The sequence below is a fragment of the Rhodococcus sp. LB1 genome (genome assembly GCF_001583455.1).
GTDB lineage: Bacteria > Actinomycetota > Actinomycetes > Mycobacteriales > Mycobacteriaceae > Rhodococcus_F > Rhodococcus_F opacus.
In genome coordinates this window covers 1-17,894 of sequence record NZ_LTCZ01000084.1, presented here as the reverse complement: position 1 = coordinate 17,894, position 17,894 = coordinate 1, and the positions used below count along the sequence as shown (strand labels likewise).

Sequence of the window (17,894 nt, the reverse complement as noted above, 5' to 3'; positions counted from 1 at the left end):
TCAGGAATTGGAGATGAGGTAGTTGCCGTACTCGTCGACGACGAGCCGTTGGCGCGGATGGACAGCGCATGTGGTGGTGGGTAGTTCGACGACGGCGGGGCCCTCGATCTGTGAACCGGCGCGTAGCCCGTCGGCGCGATAGATCGGGGTGGTGACGGTTCCCTGCTCCTCGTACCAGTAGATCGGTCTTGCCCCGGCCGGTTCCGGACGATGGTCCTCGTGAACTGTCTGCTTGTGCAGGGCTGCTTTGCGTCGCCGGCCGTAGGCCTGCACGCGGAAGTTGATCCACTCGATCCCCGCGGCGCTGAACCCGCTTCCCTTGCCGAACAGCTGCTCGTACCGCGCTTCGAACGCGTCGACGATCTGCGCGACGGTTACGTCGCTGATCGGACCCGGCGGGATCGGCACCACGACCTCATTGGTCTGCATCACATAGCGCAGCTCACCGAAACGCTCGAACACGCGGTCGGCCTCGGCCACCCCATCCAGCGAAAGTTGGTTGTCGGCCTGCTGTTCGAGTTCGGCGAACACTGCGGCCGTGGCGACAGGATCGAAGGGTGCCCGTTGCGGGCTGGACTGCTCATGGGTGTGGTGAATGTCGGCGTTGGCGATCCCCCAGGCGGAGAAGACCGAGGCAAGTTCGCCGCCGGGCACCACCATCGACCGTGCGCCGAGCTTCGCTGCGTACGAGGTGCCGTGCAATGGCCCGCCACCGCCGTAGAGGAAAACGCTGAACTCGCGTGGATCATGTCCGCGCTCCACGGTCATCTGCCGCACGAGATCGGCCATGTGATTGTCGGCGATCTCGACGATCGCAGCGGCGGCCTCCTCGGCACCCATTCCCAGCGGATCGGCGATGTTCTCCTTGATCGCCAGCCGTGCAGCCTCGACATCCAGCCGGATGCTGCCTCCGAGGAAGTAGTCGGGGTCGATGAACCCGAGGACCGCGTCGGCGTCGGTGACAGTCGGTTCGGTGCCGCCGTTGCCGTAGCAGACCGGACCCGGCCGCGCGCCCGCGCTGTCGGGTCCGACGCTGAGCAGGCCGGTCACCGGGTCGACCCGGGCGATGCTGCCACCGCCTGCACCGATCGAAACCACATCGACCACGGGCAGATACAGCTCGTGCTGGTGGACGACGGCGGTGGGGGTCAACACGGGCGTGTGGTCCACGAGCAGGCCGAGGTCGAACGTCGTCCCGCCCACGTCCGTGCAGATGACGTTGGGGAGACCCATCGCCTCGGACAGGATCTTCGCTCCGAGTACTCCTCCTGCGGGTCCCGATCCGATCAGGTTCACCGGCCGGTTCGTGGCTTGCGCAGCTCGGTCGAGGCCGCCGTTGCCCTGCATCACCAGCAACTGACCATCCTCGAGTCCCGAGTCCACGAGGCGATCGTTCAGGTCCGTCAGATGTGCGGTCGCCACCGGCGCCATCGCGGCGTTGTAGGCCGTGGTGGTCATCCGCTGGTATTCCCCCAGCTTCGGGGCGATTTCGCTGGACAAGGTGACCGGCACGTCGGGCGCCATCTCATGGGCGATGTCGCGGATTCGGCGTTCGTGGACGTCGTTGCGAAATGACCACAGCAGACATACCGCCAGCGATTCCATGCCGAGGTCGAGCAGCCGGGTGATCTCGGAGCGGACGGAGTTCTCGTCCAGCGGGGCCAGAACGTGTCCCTTCCAGTCGATCCGTTCGCGGACCTCACCGATGAACTTGCGACTACTGGGCACGAGTAGATCGGGCTTGCGGCGTTTGGCGTAGTGCCGGAGGCCTTCGGCTGAGAAACCGTTGGTGCGGCTGGTGGCTCGGGCCATGGACAGCGTGCGTGCGAATCCCTGTGTCGTGAGAATGCCTGCTTCGCCTGCCTTCCGGGTGGCGATGGCGTTGACGACAATCGTCGTGCCGTAGAGGAACGCATCGACGTCGGCCAGCAAGCGGCCCTGCTTGTCGAGCTTCGCGGTGGCGTCACCGACGCTGTCGATAACCCCGTCCACGAACTCGGGGGGCGTCGACGGGCGCTTGCCGATCGTGACCGCGCCCGCATCGTTGATCAGAACTGTATCGGTGAACGTGCCACCGGTATCTGTACCTACGGAGTAGCTCATTGTCCTTGGGATCCTTTAGTACTGAGTTGCATCGAGGGTGCTGCGGAGCGACGCAGCATGCGTGCTTGGAGCCACCGGCGTATTGGTCGTGTGCACTGCTTTCCGACTACGCAGGCTGCGCGCATCGTTCGATCCACCGGGTGCTTCTGAGATGGAGTTTGGTACAGCAAACGCAAGCCGCCCTAAATGTCAGCCATGCCGAACTCGATCACTGCGGTGACGATATCGACCTGCGGGAAGGTCGGTTGTCCTCGGAGCCGGCCCGCGACTCGCGGGTGTTCGCGCTTGTCGATCTGCACACAAGCCAGCCTGCACGGGTGAGATTCGCATCACACGCGTATAAATACCCGTATCCATACCTGTGCGCACCGCGACCAACTCGTCTGGGTGTATCCAGCCATCAGGTTGGTTGCAATCGGCCTGGCCGCGCCGGCGTTCCCGCCGGTCCGCCTTCATCAGGCCGCCCCCACTCACTTACGGAACATGTTCGATGCAGCGGGCTCTCCGCAGTCTGCCGTCGCCAGCCGGGTTCGCCATGGTCAAAAGGTTGATCGGCTTGCCGCGGTTGCGGTATCGCGTGATAGCACGACAGCGAGGCAGTACGATCCCGTCCGCCGAGGAGCTACATCGGGGCATAACGTCAGCGGAATTCTCTCCATTTTCAATGGTTCAGTTTTCGCTCGTCGACGCGTTCGCCGAGACGGGGCGATGTAGTGCTTGTCTTGCGCGCCGCACCGGCATCACCGGCGCCCAAATGTCGCGGTCTTACAAGCCATAACGCGGTCGCGGTGCGTATGGCTGCGCGCACGCCGTGCTCGTCGCCGGCATCATCCTCAACCGTGCTCGAAACAAAACTCACGACGCCATCCGCGGGCCACGACGCCGCATCGACAGCACTGACCTGCGGGGAGTTCGGGTGCTTGTGCGGAAGGAAAGACCACATCAGGGCGCGCAGCTGCGGTTCACCGACCACGACGGGCTACGTCTGACCGCGTTTGTCACCAAGACCCGCCGCGGTGAGCTGCTCGATCTGAAACTGCTACCGACGTCGAGCCCGGTGCGAAGACCGCACCCGGTCCGCGAAAAGCACCGCTGCACGCTTCGACCAGAACCGGATTGGGCCGGCCCTCGTGCAGCTCGCCTGCGATCTCGTCGCCCCAGATGGTCGCCTTCAACATCGAACCCGCTCGACGCTAGGAACCCAAAGGCTGCGGCTGCGTATCCTCTCGGTTGCCGGTCGGATCGTGCGCCCGCCGCCGCATCCAGCTCAGACTCGCTGATCGAGCCCCTAAAGCACGAGCGATCATCGCCGCACTGGATCGCCTCAAGGTCCTACCCGAACCGACCTGACCGTCACCAAGCCATTCGAGTGAGAGGAAGGACCATCCCACGCTCCTGGAGTAGCTCGCTGCAGGACTTGCGCGCACGTCCTTGGGCGAAATAGGCTCGACTGCACTTCAGTAGTGTGCCTCACAGAACTGCTGCCACGGGGACTTCTGCCTCGTCCAGTATGGGTGACCGCCACTCCAATTTCCGCATAATTCCATCGGGCTTCGACCACGAAAGACGTGCAACGCGCCCGCGAGGAATTTGCGTTTCCACCGAATCGTCAGATGCGCTCACGCCAGCAGTGACGCTGATTCCGGAGTATCAGCATGTAATTCGCGATGTTCATGCGCCGACGATGGGAGAATGCCGCGCGCGGAAAGGTAAATCAAGTCAATTCGTTCTGGCCAGATTGGCGATTCGCGAATTCTCAAGTGGATCAGCCCGAGTTATGGGAGTGAAGACATGAAGTGGCAAGGAAACTACAACCGGCTGTACATCGACGGTAAGTGGGTGGTGCCGTCGACGGATGAGGTGATCTCCGTCGTGTCGCCGTTCACCGAACAGGAGATCGCTCGGGTACCGGCGGCCGCGAATGCAGACGTCGACGACGCGGTAGCCGCCGCGCGCAGGGCCTTCGATCAGGGCCCCTGGCCGCGGATGACGCTCGGCGAGCGGGTCGAGATCCTGCGGCGCCTGAGTGAACTACTCGCCGCCAACGAAACTGTGATGGCAGAGCTGGTGACCGCAGAGATGGGTTGCCCGATAACGCAATCGCACGCGATTCAGGCGTTGCGCCCACGATTGATCCTGGATGCCTCGATCGATCTCGCGCTCGAGTATCCCTTCGACGTCGTCCGTGAGTCCGCGACCGGACGCGCCCGAGTCACTCGCGAGCCGGTCGGTGTGGTGGCCGCGATCGTTCCGTGGAATGCCCCTCACCTGGTCACGATGATGAAGCTCGCGCCTGCACTGTTGACCGGCTGCACTGTCGTGCTCAAACCCTCCCCCGAAACCCCACTGGACGCGTATCTCCTGGCGGACTTGATCGACAGAGCCGGGATTCCGGCCGGTGTCGTCAACGTCATTCCAGCACACCGTGATGTCAGCGAGCATCTCGTGACGCATCCCGGGGTCGACAAGGTCTCGTTCACCGGGTCGACGGGCGCCGGTCGCCGGATCGGAGCCCTGTGCGGCGAGGCGCTACGCCGCGTGACTCTCGAACTCGGTGGAAAGTCGGCCGCGATCGTCCTCGACGACGCCGATCTCGACGCGACGGTCGAGTCTCTCCGCGTCGGCGCCTTCCGCAACACTGGCCAGGTGTGCAGTTCCAAGACGCGCGTCGTCGTCTCGCGCACACGCGCGAAAGACCTGATCGACGCGCTGGTGGCGGCGACCGAGAAGATGCCAGTCGGAGACCCGTCCGACCCATCGACGGAATTCGGCCCGCTGGTGACAGCCCAGCAACGCCAACGCGTGGAGGGCCTCATCCGATCGGGACGCGGGTCCGGTGCCGGGATCGCGCTCGGCGGTGGGCGCCCCCACGGGTTGGATGCGGGGTGGTTCGTCGAACCGACCATCTTCACGAATGTCGAGTCTTCGATGGAGATCGCCCGCGAGGAGATCTTCGGGCCCGTCCTGTCGATCCTCGAGTACGACGACGAAGACCACGCGATTGCGATCGCCAACGACTCGCAGTACGGACTCAACGGATCGATCTTCACGGCAGACGTACAGCACGCCGTGGACCTGGCTGCACGGATCCGAACCGGAACCGTGGAGATCAACGGCAACCCGGTCGGGCTGTCGGCTCCGGTCGGCGGGTTCAAGAACAGCGGTATCGGCCGGGAACTGGGGCCCGAGGGATTCGATGCGTACACCGAACTCAAATCGGTGGGCCTGCCGCGCGACTTCTCCATCGTAAATCCTTGAGCGCTCCAGTCTGATCCGATCAGTAGGGCGGCCGGGTGGACCTGATGCCACCCGGCCGCGCAAGTTCGTTTCGGAGGCCGGTCGCCTGCCGACTCGACTGGGCGACCGGTTCGCTCAGGTGATCAGGAGTCGAAGGCGATGACGCCGCGAAGATTTCGGCCCGCCTTCATGTCGTCGAAGCCCATGGTGATGTCGTCGAGCGTGTAGCGGGCGGTGGCCAACTCGTCGAGGCGCAGTTGCCCGCGCTGGTACATCTCGAGCTGCGCAGGGATGTCCGCGGTGGGAGAACTGGCGCCGAACAACGACCCCTGCAGCCGCTTCTGGTAAAGGACCAGCTCGTGAAGGTTGATGTCGCCGTCTTTGACATGGGTGTCGCCGAGCCCGACTACGACGCAGGTCCCGCCCTTGCGGATGGCGCCGAAGGCCTGACCGATGTGCCGTCCGGTGGTGACGCCGACGGTGACGATGGAGGAGTCCGCACCTTGCCCGTTGGTCATCGACTGCGCAAACTCGGTGGCCTCCTCGATATCGGCGAAAGCGTGGGTGGCTCCGAGTTTCAATGCGGATTCGCGTTTGAACTCGACCGGGTCGACGGCGATGATGGCGCCCGCCCCGGCGTGTGCAGCACCCTGGACGGCGTTGATGCCGATGCCACCGATGCCCATCACGATCACGACCTGTCCGGGCCGCACCTGCGCGGAGTTGACCGCGGCGCCCCAGCCGGTGCCGACGCCGCACCCGGTGAGGCAGGCAATGTCGAGGGGGATCGACGGATCGATCTTGATCGCCGAGGCGGTGGAGACGGTGACGTGTTCGCAGAACGTGCCGAGGCCGGCGAGCTGCCCGACCGGTGCGCCGTCGAGCGAGAGGCGGAACGAGGTGGGGTCGTCGAAGCGGGCACCGGTGCCGAGGAATCGGCCGAGATCGCACAGGTTCTGATGCCCGGTGGCGCACCAGCGGCAGCGTCCGCAGACAGGGAGGAAGGAAAAGACCACGTGGTCGCCCTCGGCGAAGCCCGCGGTGCCGGGTCCGACTGCTTCGACGATGCCGGAACCCTCGTGGCCGCCCGCGAACGGCAGGATCCCCGGTTGCTGGTCTCCGGTCGCGAAGTGGTCGTCCGAGTGGCACAGACCGCCCGCCACCATCTTGACTCGGATTTCTCCGTGCCGGGGGTCGTCCACCTCCAACTCCACGACCTCGTACTCACCCGGCGACTGTCGCAGCACCGCTCCCCGCGTCAGCACGGCCGCACCACTTCCCCGCTGTCGCGTGTACCCGTGCGAGATATCGATTCCCTCATGACTGTTGCACTCCTTGGTGACGAAACTGACTGGTGGGGCGTTGGCGAGCACCGCCACGCCTTCGAAACGAACTCGCGGCAAAGGATCGGCATCGGGACGCCACCGAACGGGGGTGTATCTGGACGTGGCAGGTCGCCGCATCCGTGACAGATATTCGACTATGCCTCCGGTGATATTGCCCCTATCCGGTAGAGGCCGTCAAGAATGAGAATGGATGGCGAAAATCCATGCGCATGCGATTCAAGATGTTCAAATCGATGCTTCGCACTATTTGAATTGGCAGTATCAATAGGGCCGGGCAGGCTCGGAAGTATTCGATTGAAACCAGAAGCGATGGCAACTCCATGCTCTCGCGGGCAGCAAGATGTCGAACTGGGCGGCGACCGGTTTCATTCTGCTGCATTCTCCTGTCCGACCTGGGGCGAATATCATCCGAATCGACCGACTGCCCTGCTACGACATGGCGCACCGGTGGATCCGCTCTTCAACCTCCTCAACCACTGGTGCCGCAGTGCAGCATTGGATCTGAGGAACCCAGCGGCGAGGCGACGCAAACGCGACCTGGTACGTCGGCCGATGTGCTAGTGGAGGGGTCTCGTCGAAAGCTCAGCCGAAACACACGCGGTGCGCGCGCAGCCCGAAAGAACCCATCCATCGACGTTTCAGCGCTTCCGCGTCTACAACCCCCTTTCCCTGAACCCGACGACTATGGCTCGCAACCAGCCGACAACCAAGTTGACAATGCCCTCACGCCAGCTATCAGGTGTACGGCAGCTGACGATCTGTTGTCAGATCCCATACAACCGCTTTCGAGCGCGTATACATATCGATCGCAGCGAAACCATTTTCTTGACCGTAGCCGCTCTCTTTAAATCCGCCGAAGGGGATTGTGGGATCTATGGCGCGGTATGTATTGATCCACACCATTCCGGCTTCGAGCCGTCCCGCCAAGTGCTGAATCTTCGCTGCGTCATTACCCCATATCTGAGCGCTGAGGCCCACCCGCAGTGAGTTCGCCCGAGCGAGAACCTCATCAACGTCAGAGTACTCGAGCACACTCATCACGGGTCCGAAGACCTCTTCCCGAGCAACAATATTGTCGTCCTCAACATCGACCAATACTGTAGGTTCGAAGAAATTCCCGCGCGCCAAGACGCCGCTTGTCGCCGGATTTCCACCCTGCAAGCACGTAGCTCCCTGCCGGATGGCTTCGCTGACCAAGCCCTCTACGCGGTCGCGTGATTGGCGACTGATCAGCGCTCCCATATCAGACCGTGAATCGCGCGGATCACCAACCCTTACTCGCGACGCAACCTGTGCGAATCTCGTATGCAACTGGTCTGCGAGCGACGAAGGCACGAATACTCGAGAGCCCGCAACGCAACTCTGGCCGCTCTTCACGAAATTTGAATGCAAGATCGAGTTTACTGCCACATCAAGGTCTGCGTCTTCGAGTACGATCACCGCGCTCTTGCCTCCAAGCTCAAGAATGAGAGGCATAATCGTGCTGGCCGATTGTGCAATTACAGATCGGGCCGCCGGAATGCTTCCAGTGAAGGCCATCATGGTGACATCTGGATGCTCGTTGAGGAACTTTCCGGTGATTTCACCTCGTCCGGTCACGACATTGACGACACCTGGCGGGAATCCTGCCTCGAGCGCAAGTTCTCCGATTCGGAAGGAGGACGCAGGGGCAAGTTCGGGAGCCTTCAAGATCAGACAGTTTCCAGCAGCAAGTGCCGGGCCGGCCTTCATCGCAAACATCAGCGGATTCCCGTTGAACGGGTTCACTCCAGCGACGACACCGAAGGGCTCACGAGCCTCGTAAGCGAGCTGGCCTGGAATTTGAGGATATGTACGACCCTCGATCTTGTCGGCCATACCAGCATAGAAGGACAACCACTTGGCTCCGCGCTCGACATCAACCCGACACTCTTGTAGGAGATGTCCGACGTCGGTTGCCTCGAGCTCCGCGATTTCGTCGCGATGCTCGAGTAGAAGCGTCGCCCAATGACTCAGCAGTCGGCCCCGTTCGACTGGCGCAGTATTGCGCCACACCGACCGGTAGGCGTACACAGCACCATCGACTACAAGGTCTACTACTAATTTTTCGGCTTCCAGGGCCTCGGCCCATACTTCCCCGGTCGCTGGATTCTGCAGAGGAAACCATCTATCGCCGTGTGACGAGGGGACAGGGTCACGGCCTATGACGCTGAACCGCGGAAGGTCTGACATGTTGTGGCACCTCCGTGCATCGATCGGATGGCTACTCAGTGTCATGGAGGATGACTCCACGTATGTTCTTTCCGTCACGCAAGTCCTGGTAGCCCTGGTTGATCTGTTCGAGTGAATAGGTGTTGGTGACCAACTCGTCCAACTTGAGTTGGCCAGCGTCATACAAGCGCAGCAGCCGGACGATGTCGTATTGCGGGTTTGCTGAGCCAAAAACGCTACCCTTGATGGTCTTTTCATACAGTGTGAGCATTGACCCAGACAGCTGAATGTTGATTGTGTCCGGGTGTGCCAACGCCGTCAGAACTACAGTGCCTCTCCTGCCGACGATGTCGAATGCCGCACTGATGACACCTGCATCCGGGGTGCCGACCATAACCAGAGCGTGGTCGGCACCGTGACCCCACGTCAAATCATTCACCACTGTTGCGGCCTGATCGGAATCGGCGAAGGCATGCGTCGCACCCATTTTCAGTGCCGTGTCTCGCTTGAATTGGACTGGATCCACGACCACTACGTACTTCGCTCCGGCGTACGCTGCACCCTGAACCGCATTGATCCCGATTCCGCCGCTTCCGTAGACGACTACTGTGTCGCCCGGACGTACACCAGCAGTGTAAACCGCTCCCCCCCAACCAGTTGCGACGCCACAACCTACCAAGGCGGCCGCCTCGAGTGGCAGCCAGGGGTCGATCTTCACCACCGACTGCTGTGGAACGGTCGCTCGCTCGGAGAATGTTCCGACGAAGCAACCGGCACCATAGTCGATGCCATTCCGGTGGAAGCGAAAAGTCCCGTCCGGCATGCACCCTTCGCGGATGAAGGCCGCGAGGTCGCACAGATTGTGATGTCCGGTCGAGCAATAGCGACATACTCCACAGCTGGGCACAAAGCTGCATACCACGTGGTCTCCGGGGACTACCCGCGTGACCCCGGCGCCGACTTCTTCGACGATGGCAGAGCCCTCGTGACCGGGGACGAGAGGAAATCTCGGGTTGGAGTTTCCATCGACCATATGAAGATCCGAGTGACATAGCCCAGATGCGACATAGCGGAGCAAGACCTCGCCAGCGCGTGGCCCGTCCAACTCGAGCTCCATGATCTCAAACGGCCTGTTCGGGCCCGTGAGTACCGCCGCCTTTGTTTTCATTGATCACTCCGATCCGGATGAAGTCCGTGGCTGATGAGCGAGATTCGTGAGCATAAGGGAAGATTCATCGATGTAACGAATGGAATTCATTCTAGGTCACCGCGCATGGGCACGGCCTCGGGTCGGCCATTCGGGCTCCTCGGACGAACGCCAGACCTGGTCGATCCAAGTTGGGCCTCGTTACAATTCGAGGGCGAAATCACTCGGCGGTGCCGTCCCGGTGGCATCACGACGGCACGACATCCCACCCTGCAATTCCGCTGCGGCCCACCCAGGTGGTGCCCGGCAAAGTGGCTGGCACCAACCGCTAGAGAGCAACGCTCTCGTCCAACCAGCAGTGATGGAAATAGCTCATTGTCCTTGTTATCGATGTCGGTGCCGAGTTGCATCGAGGTGCCGTGGGGTGATGTCGCGTGCTGGCCGTGCGCCGTCGGATCGGTCGTATTCGTGAGCGCTTTCTGCTACATAGCCCCGTGCCGTTCGGCCCATCGGATTTCGCGGCGAGGGAAGTCCGGTGCAGCGATGGGCAGCTGCCCCAGGTCAGCGACACCGAACTCGGTCACCACCCTCCATTGCCCGCGGAGGTGGCCGACGATTCGGCGGGATCGACCTCGTCCGACACGCATGCAGGCCAGCGTGCACGACTGAGACGCGGACCACACGCGTAGAAATACCCACATCCCTACCTGTACGCACCGCGACTCACTCGTCGAGGAAGCGGTCTGCAACCCACGCGGCAACATCGCGGCGGCGGAGGAGGTCGTCGGATCCGGAATCGTAGCGACCGGCGCCCCGGTGTCACTGCGGCGCCGGCAATCACTCCCCCCGGGCCATCACGGCGAGAACCCTGTCACCCCGGCGGACGTAAGCGCCCTCGTCGCCTACCTCGATCACTCGCTGGGCCGCCCCCATTCCCGGCACGAAGAGAAGTTCAGGCCCAACCAAGCATTCGCCCTTCCTCATCAGCGGATCAGCGACATGGAGCGCCGTAGCTCGCGGCACAACCACCACATCGTGGGGACCGCACATCGGAACTCGTTGACTGCGATCATCGAAGTTTCGTTGTCGCGGTGGGCCTGGAAGGTCGCGACGTCCGGCCGTCTCGACGCGGTCACGGTTCTGCCATCCTTCCCTGACGATGCGCTGGAAGCTCGGTCGGACTGCTCCGCATAAGCTGGGTGAGGGTGTCCACCGGACGACTGGATTGCAGGACAGTGACGCCGTTGGTAGCCGAATATGTCTAGACTGTCGTATATTTCGGCTGTACCTGCGAAATCGCGTCCGATCCGGCTCGACCGGTCGCCGATAGGCCCAGGTCATGTCTCGCGGGGAGCCTCGCCAAGGTGAGTGGACGTCGGCATTGATATGGCGGCCGCCGTCCGTGCCCCAATGGGTGACGAGATTGGTCAGGTCGCCACCGTGCCGGCGGCTTGGAACGGCGATACGGTCTCGCTCTCCACGACCGGGATGGACTGACACCAGACCTGTTTTCGCGCGAAGTTGAAGGTGAGCAACCGCATCGGCAGTCCGCCCCTCGTCCTCACTTGAGAACAAGCGCCCCTCGTCGGTGGCCCGCCGCAAGCAGTGCGCTCAGGGCACCCGCCGGTGACCATGGTGGATCGACGACGTCGTGGGCTGTTGTCGGGAGGAACAGTGTGTGGAACTCGTGCCACTGGACGGCCTTCCTGGAGTTCACTGTCCATGAGCAGCACGGACGGCCCACACACTGGCCCATCCGCCCTGCTCCCGGAGTTGCTATGAACGTGTCCGGCTTCGCTGGGCGGCCGTCCAGCACATTCCTCGAGCGCCGGGCCAGTGAGTTACCCCCAAACGACCCACCTCGGACCGGTCAGCTCGACACCGTGGAGGTTTGACCAGTGCTGGAGTGAGTCCGGCCTCACGACCGATCCGAGTGCCGGCAACACGACCGAGACACAGTCATCACAACAGGTCACAGCCGGCACCAGCCGGCGGCCCGTCGTCGGGGATACGGGTCGTGCACCGCGCCGTCTGAAGATTCCCAAAGCCGCTACGCGGAGATTTTGTGGTTTCCACGAGGCCCTAGCTGATCCCTCCGCCTTACTGTAAAGGCGTCAGTTGGTCGTTTCAGCTGGTCACCGATTCGACGGAACTGGATCCGAACTCCAAGGAGAGAGCAGTGAGTGTTCACGGACTGTTGGGGCCAGAACAGTATCAGGCGGCGATTTGCGTGACGTTCGAACACCTGGGAGCGGCTGCTGAGCGGCAGGCCGGACTTCTCTCTTCCGATACACCGCGAGGGCAACACCCGAGTGCCACCCGACCCCTGCCGCACGTGCTCGAGTTGCTGCAGGATCGGGGATTGACCACCACGTTCTACGTCGAGGCCCTCAATTGCGAGTCGTACCCGGATGCTCTTCGGACCATCATGGCCACCGGCCACTCACTGGGCTGCACGGTTGGTGGAACGAACCGATGTACAAGCTGCCGCAGGCTGAAGCCGAAGGCACGTGAGCGACATCCTGGCCAGGGACCGGCACGTATGGCTCACGTCTCCGGATGAAGTCGCCGGATGGGTGTGCGACCACCCGCACGATTTTCCTGCGATCACCCTTCAGGACGACCCCGCATCGTGACCCGGCACGCGTCCGCGGTATGGGGCGTCTCTGCGCTTGACGTTCTGTTCTCGAATTCCACTCTTTGACAAGGAATCTCCACATGCGACTTGTGAACTTCGGGCCCGCAGGGTCCGAGCAGCCTGGTGTGCTGGTCGACGACAACACGATCGTCCCGTTGGGACCGATCCTCGCCCGTACCGGCCTGTACCTGCGCGACATGAAGGACGTGATCGCACTATGGGACCTAGTACGACCTGCCATCGAGCCGCAGCTAGCTTGCGAACCGACGCGGCTCGCGGCATCGGAAGTGCGGATCGGTGCACCCCTTGTCCGGCCCGGCAAGGTCATCGCCATCGGGTTCAACTACCCGCAGCACACCCATGAAATACTCGGGTCGCCAGCCACCGCGACCGAACCGGTGGTGTTCCTCAAGCCTTCAGATAGCGTGAGCGGTCCGAACGACCCGGTCATCAAACCGCCAGAGACGACCATGCTCGACTACGAGATCGAGCTCGCTGTGGTGATCGGTCGTGCCGGTCGCCGGATTTCGCCGCTCAAGGCCATGGACCATGTCATGGGGTATGTCGTCGCCAACGACATCACCGCCCGCGATGTCGCGTTGGGGGCCGGACTCAGTAGCCCATTGCAGCTGCAAATCGCGCGCGGCAAGGGATTTCCCACATTCTGCCCGACCGGTCCGTGGCTGGTGACCGCCGACGAGGTGCCCGCCCCAGACGACTTACGACTGCAGTTGCGCGTCAACGGGACCGTTCGGCAGGACGACACTACCAGCCGCATGCTGGTACCCATCGCCGAGCTGATCGCATCGGTCAGCTCAAGTATGGCGCTCGAGCCGGGCGACCTGATCCTGACCGGCACCCCGACCGGGTGTGGTTTTCAATTCGAACCGCCGGTGTACCTGCAGGACGGTGATGAAGTGCAGGCCTCAATCTCCGGACTCGGCCAGATGTCTTTCGTCGTCCAGGACGAGCGGATCTGACTTCGGCGACGCCCCGTTCAAGCAATGGCAGAGGAGCCTTTTATGGTGCAAATAACGTTCATCGCAGCCGACGAGGCACAGTATGTTGCCGACGCCCGGCCAGGACAGACGGTCATGCAGGTCGCGATCGCGGCGGACATCGACGGAATCGTCGGGGAGTGCGGCGGCAACGCGATGTGCGCGACATGCCACGTCTACGTCGAGGAGGGTGGTGCAGCATTGTCGGCTTTGGAACCCGAGGAGGACGAGATGCTGCAATGCGCCGCGTCACCGCGGCAGATCAACAGTCGACTCAGCTGCCAGATCGTCCTCGACGACGCAGTGGACGGACTCGTCGTCCGACTTCCCAAGGAGCAATGACAAATGGCGTCACACCCGACGGTACTCATCCTTGGATCCGGTCAGGCCGGATTCCAGGCGGCTGTTTCCCTGCGTGACCTCGATTTCGCCGGCCGGATCGTTCTGCTCGGTGATGAACCCGGACTGCCGTATTACCGGCCACCGCTGTCGAAGGCGTACCTGCTCCCCGGGGGGGCGGACAGGGACATCGCGCTGCGCCCAACCACGTTCTACGACAAGAGGAAGATCGAGTTAATGCATGGCACGGCGGTACAAATCGACCGCGCCCGCCAGGTCGTGACGCTCGACACCGGAGGCGACATTGTCTACGACCAGCTCATCTTGGCACTGGGCGCCCGTAATCGGCAGCTGCGGCTGTCCGGAACCGCTCTGCCCGGTGTACACCAACTGCGTACTCGCGGTGATGCCGAACGACTTCGCTCGGCCCTCGACAGCGCATCAAGCGTCGTCGCGGTGGGCGCGGGGTTCATCGGTATGGAAATAGTCTCCGCAGCTGCCAAATTGGGAAAGCGGACCGCCGTTGTCGATCCACTCGATCGGCCATTGGCTCGGGCGTTGTCCGTCCACAGCTCACAGCACTTCGAGCGTCTGCATATCGCCCACGGGACCCGACTGTATCTTCGTCAGCAGTGCGTCTCCTTGCACGGTGGCATCTCGGTCGAATCCGTCGAACTGAGGGACGGGGCGACCGTGGACGCCGATCTGGTGGTGATCGGTGTCGGAGTCCAGCCGAACAGTGGGCTCGCGGAGCAGGCCGGACTCGCGGTCGCCGACGGCATCCTCGTTGATCGTTTCCTCCAGACCAGTGACCCGGCAATCTCCGCGATCGGTGACTGCGCACGCTTCCCTGCCGGGCCGTTCGGCCGGATGATGGTTCGACTCGAATCCGTTCAGAATGCGGTTGATCAGGCCCGCAGCGTCGCCGCCCGCATCATGGGTGCGACCGTGCCATACGAGGCGGTGCCGTGGTTCTGGAGCGAGCAATGTGGGACCAAACTCCAGATCGCTGGACTGTCGACCGGGTACGACGTCGCAGTCCCCTTCGGCGACCCCGAGTCGTCGAGTTTTTCGATCCTGCTTTTCCGTAACGGCCGTCTGATCTGCGTTGAGTCGGTCAATCGGCCCAAGGACCACATGAGCGCGCGCCGGCTCCTTGCTGGCCATGTCGGCCTCACTCCCGAGACCGCACAGCAGGAGGGGTTCGATCTCGAAACATTTGTGCAGGCGACCGCAGCGTAGCGCTCGGGCCCGCAGAGGTCCCGAGAAGCCGTTCAGAACTCAGGTGGTCACTCGGAACCCGGCTCGGCGTTGGTGTAGGTCCCTTCACCTTGACCGGATTCTCGGTCGCCGCGCGCAAAGGCGATAGCCACCAGCGACAACGTCAGGTCGGTGAAGCGACGCGGGTCGAGCCCGGTCAGTTCGTGCCAGCGATTCAACCGGTACGCGACTGAGTTGGGATGCAGATGCAAACTCTTGGCTGCGGCGACATGGGTGAAGCCTGAGTTCGCGAAGGTCTCCACCGCGGCGGCCAGATCAGGCATGCGATGGGCGCATGCCATCGGCCGCTCCACGAGCGGGGAAAGCATCTGTCTCGAGTCCAACAGCGTGCACTCGAGCCAACGATCCGCGAACGCCACGATGGGCACCTGTTGTAGCAGGGCGAATCGGTGCGCGGCCTGCGCCTCGGTCAGGCTGGCGAGAACACCATCTCCGCCTGCTCGGGCCAACCCGAGGCCGAGAGAGCCGCCCGTGCCGATCACCTCGAGGACTCGGGTGGCCAACTCGTCTAAGTCGACATCTTGCGCGACGAGAACTGTCTGTTCGTGGACGGTTCCCACATGGCAGATTCCAGTCAATCGTCGGCCGGATCGCTGCAAAAACTCGATGTCCTCGAGCGACCACGGCTCTCTCCGCCAGCACAGGACGGAGAAGGGTCGCCGTAGATCGAAGGCGAGCTGGGACAGCACATCGTCGAGCTCTTGTCCGATCTCTGAGCCGGACAGGATCGCGAACAGCCGGCCACGCAGTCTACGTTCGCGTTCGAATCGGCTCCCGCTCTCGTGCACATACGCATCCACCACGGCCTGGCTCATGGTTTGATTCCACTCCCCGAGCAGACTCACCAGTCCAACGAGGAGTGACTCGTCGCCCGAGTATTTAAGGCGTAGTGCATCCCACAACCCCGCGCTGACCACACCGAACGCCCCGAGGACGTCGTAGACCGGCATTCCGTAGTGCGCACGGCGGCGGGCGGCGGCGCTAGTCATCCGCAGTACCTTTGGCGGTGGCTCCCCAGCCGCCACGTTGTGCACCAGAAGACTGAGGTGCTCACGCACGGTCTTCTGGTGCTCGCCGTAGGGCAGGCCGTTGTAAGAGGGAATCGCCGCCCGGATTCGCACGGTCAGTTCGGCCGCGAGTTGGTCGACCTCGACCTCGTCGAGCAGCACCGGTACCTCCGAATTCCAACCATTACCACTCATCACACGATTATCGCAACGCCACCACACTTCCTCGGCTGACACATACTCAACCTCAGTGAATACATACTCAATGGCCGTGCGGCGAGACCATTAGCCGGGTGATCGCGGGAAAAGACAAATCCGGCATCCGCGTCGGATTCTCCTCACGCAGTTCGATGTTCGGGAGCTTCTCCGGGAGACGACGCAACAAGATCTCTCCTTCGATCCGAGACAGTGGAGCTCCGAGACAATAGTGACCGCCGGCCGTGAAGGCTAGATGCCGAATCCGCGCCCGGGTCAGATCAAACACCTCGGGGTTGTCGAACTTCTCCGGATCGCGGTTCGCAGCCGCGAGGCCGAGCAGCAGATGCGAGCCCGCGTCAATGTGGTGACCGTCGATCTCGAGTCCACCGGGCGGTGCGTAGCGCCAAACGAAATGGACAGGCGCGTCGAAGCGCAGCGACTCTTCCCACGCAGTTCCCGCCAAGGAGGGATCCTGCGTCAAGGCAACGTACTGAGCTCGATCGGTGAGCAGTGCGGTAACGGTGTTGGTCATTGCCACCATCGTCGTGTGGTAGCTGGCGACAAAAAATCCGACCAAAGTAACAACCAACTCCTCACGGGAGAGTTTGTCCCCTGCCTCCTCCGCGGCGAGTAGTGCACCAACAGGGTCGTCCTCACCGAGCCGTCCTCGGTTCCGGTCAATGATGGTGCCGATGTAGTCGAAATAGAACTGGGCCACCTCATCAGCATCGGCGAGCTGGTCAGCGGTGATGTCGCTCTGACTGAGGACCGCGTTGAGCGCCGGCATTCGCTCCAGCACCGTGTCTGCGTCCTCAACGGGCGCGTGCAGCAACCGGCACGCGATCTGCGCCGGCACCCGCGTCGCAAACTCACCTACGAAGTCGACCTCCGAATCGAAGTCGGCGAGCCGGTCGATGCCCTCAGCGATAATTCCTTCTACCCAGCCCTGCATCGAGGCGATCGCCCGCGGCGCGAACGCTGGACCGGCGAGCTTGCGCAGCCGAGTGTGGTGCGGCGGACTCATATTCGGTAGCGACAGGCGATAGAAGTGTGCCGCCGGACCGTCACCGACGTGTGGCGGAATTTGCCCCGGAACCGGCTCCACTACGCAGGTGGGGTCCTTCAGAATCCGCTCCACGTCCCGATAGCGGGTCAGCAGCCACGACGGCTGACCGTTGACCAGAGTCCGCGTGACCGGACTGGACTCCCGGATCTCTCGATACGTCCTGAACCGGTCCGCCCGGAAAGCGGGATCGGCGGTATCAAGAGTCACGATCGACTCTTCTGCGGCGTTCCTCAACACAAGTTTTTCCCTTCGCTCCAAACCGAAACAACCCAGCAACGAGACGAGCCGGCCACAATCTGCGCCGCAAACGGCGAACAGGCTCAGCTAGGAGGGCGCTGAACAAG

The 17,894-nt window shown here is 62.6% G+C and carries 12 protein-coding genes and 1 pseudogene; 5 read left to right on the top strand and 8 right to left on the bottom strand.

Features of this window, described 5'->3' with window-relative positions:
• Positions 1 to 2,103, bottom strand: a complete 2,103-nt coding sequence (locus AZG88_RS14930; RefSeq protein WP_061698126.1) for a hydantoinase/oxoprolinase family protein — start codon at positions 2,101 to 2,103, stop codon at positions 1 to 3.
• 661 nt (positions 2,104 to 2,764) lie between these two features.
• On the bottom strand, positions 2,765 to 3,076 hold the full coding sequence (locus tag AZG88_RS52585; protein WP_197487823.1) for a hypothetical protein: 312 nt from the start codon (positions 3,074 to 3,076) through the stop codon (positions 2,765 to 2,767).
• Between AZG88_RS52585 and AZG88_RS55550 the strand changes: the two are divergent.
• Together AZG88_RS55550 and AZG88_RS14925 are read left to right on the top strand one after the other, a co-directional pair.
• Positions 3,008 to 3,453: pseudogene (locus tag AZG88_RS55550) on the top strand (transposase); the annotation flags it as partial. The gene AZG88_RS52585 and the pseudogene AZG88_RS55550 sit on opposite strands and share 69 nt — an antisense overlap.
• A 441-nt stretch (positions 3,454 to 3,894) precedes the next feature.
• Complete coding sequence (locus AZG88_RS14925) at positions 3,895 to 5,361, top strand: aldehyde dehydrogenase (RefSeq protein ID WP_061698125.1); 1,467 nt, start codon at positions 3,895 to 3,897, stop codon at positions 5,359 to 5,361.
• Between the two features lie 122 nt (positions 5,362 to 5,483).
• Here AZG88_RS14925 and AZG88_RS14920 read toward each other — a convergent pair whose 3' ends face one another.
• From AZG88_RS14920 to AZG88_RS51655, 4 genes are all read right to left on the bottom strand, one after another.
• Positions 5,484 to 6,605 (bottom strand): NDMA-dependent alcohol dehydrogenase, encoded by a 1,122-nt coding sequence (locus AZG88_RS14920; RefSeq protein ID WP_061698151.1) that lies wholly within the window; start codon positions 6,603 to 6,605, stop codon positions 5,484 to 5,486.
• Between the two features lie 816 nt (positions 6,606 to 7,421).
• Positions 7,422 to 8,897 carry an aldehyde dehydrogenase family protein gene (locus AZG88_RS14915; RefSeq protein WP_061698124.1) on the bottom strand — a complete coding sequence of 492 codons (1,476 nt, stop codon included), beginning with the start codon at positions 8,895 to 8,897 and terminating at the stop codon, positions 7,422 to 7,424.
• A gap of 31 nt (positions 8,898 to 8,928) precedes the next feature.
• Positions 8,929 to 10,044: an NDMA-dependent alcohol dehydrogenase gene (locus AZG88_RS14910; RefSeq protein ID WP_061698123.1), complete on the bottom strand. Its 1,116-nt coding sequence runs from the start codon at positions 10,042 to 10,044 to the stop codon at positions 8,929 to 8,931.
• Between the two features lie 962 nt (positions 10,045 to 11,006).
• A complete protein-coding gene (locus AZG88_RS51655) occupies positions 11,007 to 11,159 on the bottom strand; it encodes a hypothetical protein (protein WP_156517485.1) in 153 nt (50 codons plus the stop codon).
• Between the two features lie 1,582 nt (positions 11,160 to 12,741).
• Between AZG88_RS51655 and AZG88_RS14905 the strand changes: the two genes are divergently transcribed.
• Genes AZG88_RS14905 through AZG88_RS14895 form a run of 3 tightly spaced genes read left to right on the top strand, consistent with a single transcriptional unit; the run spans position 12,742 to position 15,240 of the window.
• Positions 12,742 to 13,641: a fumarylacetoacetate hydrolase family protein gene (locus AZG88_RS14905; protein ID WP_061698122.1), complete on the top strand. Its 900-nt coding sequence runs from the start codon at positions 12,742 to 12,744 to the stop codon at positions 13,639 to 13,641.
• A gap of 42 nt (positions 13,642 to 13,683) precedes the next feature.
• A complete protein-coding gene (locus tag AZG88_RS14900) occupies positions 13,684 to 14,001 on the top strand; it encodes a 2Fe-2S iron-sulfur cluster-binding protein (protein ID WP_061698121.1) in 318 nt (105 codons plus the stop codon).
• A gap of 3 nt (positions 14,002 to 14,004) precedes the next feature.
• Entirely contained in the window at positions 14,005 to 15,240 is a 1,236-nt protein-coding gene (locus AZG88_RS14895; RefSeq protein ID WP_061698120.1) for an NAD(P)/FAD-dependent oxidoreductase, read from the top strand.
• A gap of 47 nt (positions 15,241 to 15,287) precedes the next feature.
• Here the strand turns inward: AZG88_RS14895 and AZG88_RS14890 are convergent, their stop codons facing one another.
• Positions 15,288 to 16,481, bottom strand: coding sequence for a PucR family transcriptional regulator (locus tag AZG88_RS14890; RefSeq protein WP_082833315.1), 1,194 nt, complete (start codon positions 16,479 to 16,481; stop codon positions 15,288 to 15,290).
• A 67-nt stretch (positions 16,482 to 16,548) separates the two neighbouring features.
• Positions 16,549 to 17,757, bottom strand: a complete 1,209-nt coding sequence (locus tag AZG88_RS14885) for a cytochrome P450 (RefSeq protein WP_231914008.1) — start codon at positions 17,755 to 17,757, stop codon at positions 16,549 to 16,551.
• Positions 17,758 to 17,894: the final 137 nt, after the last annotated feature.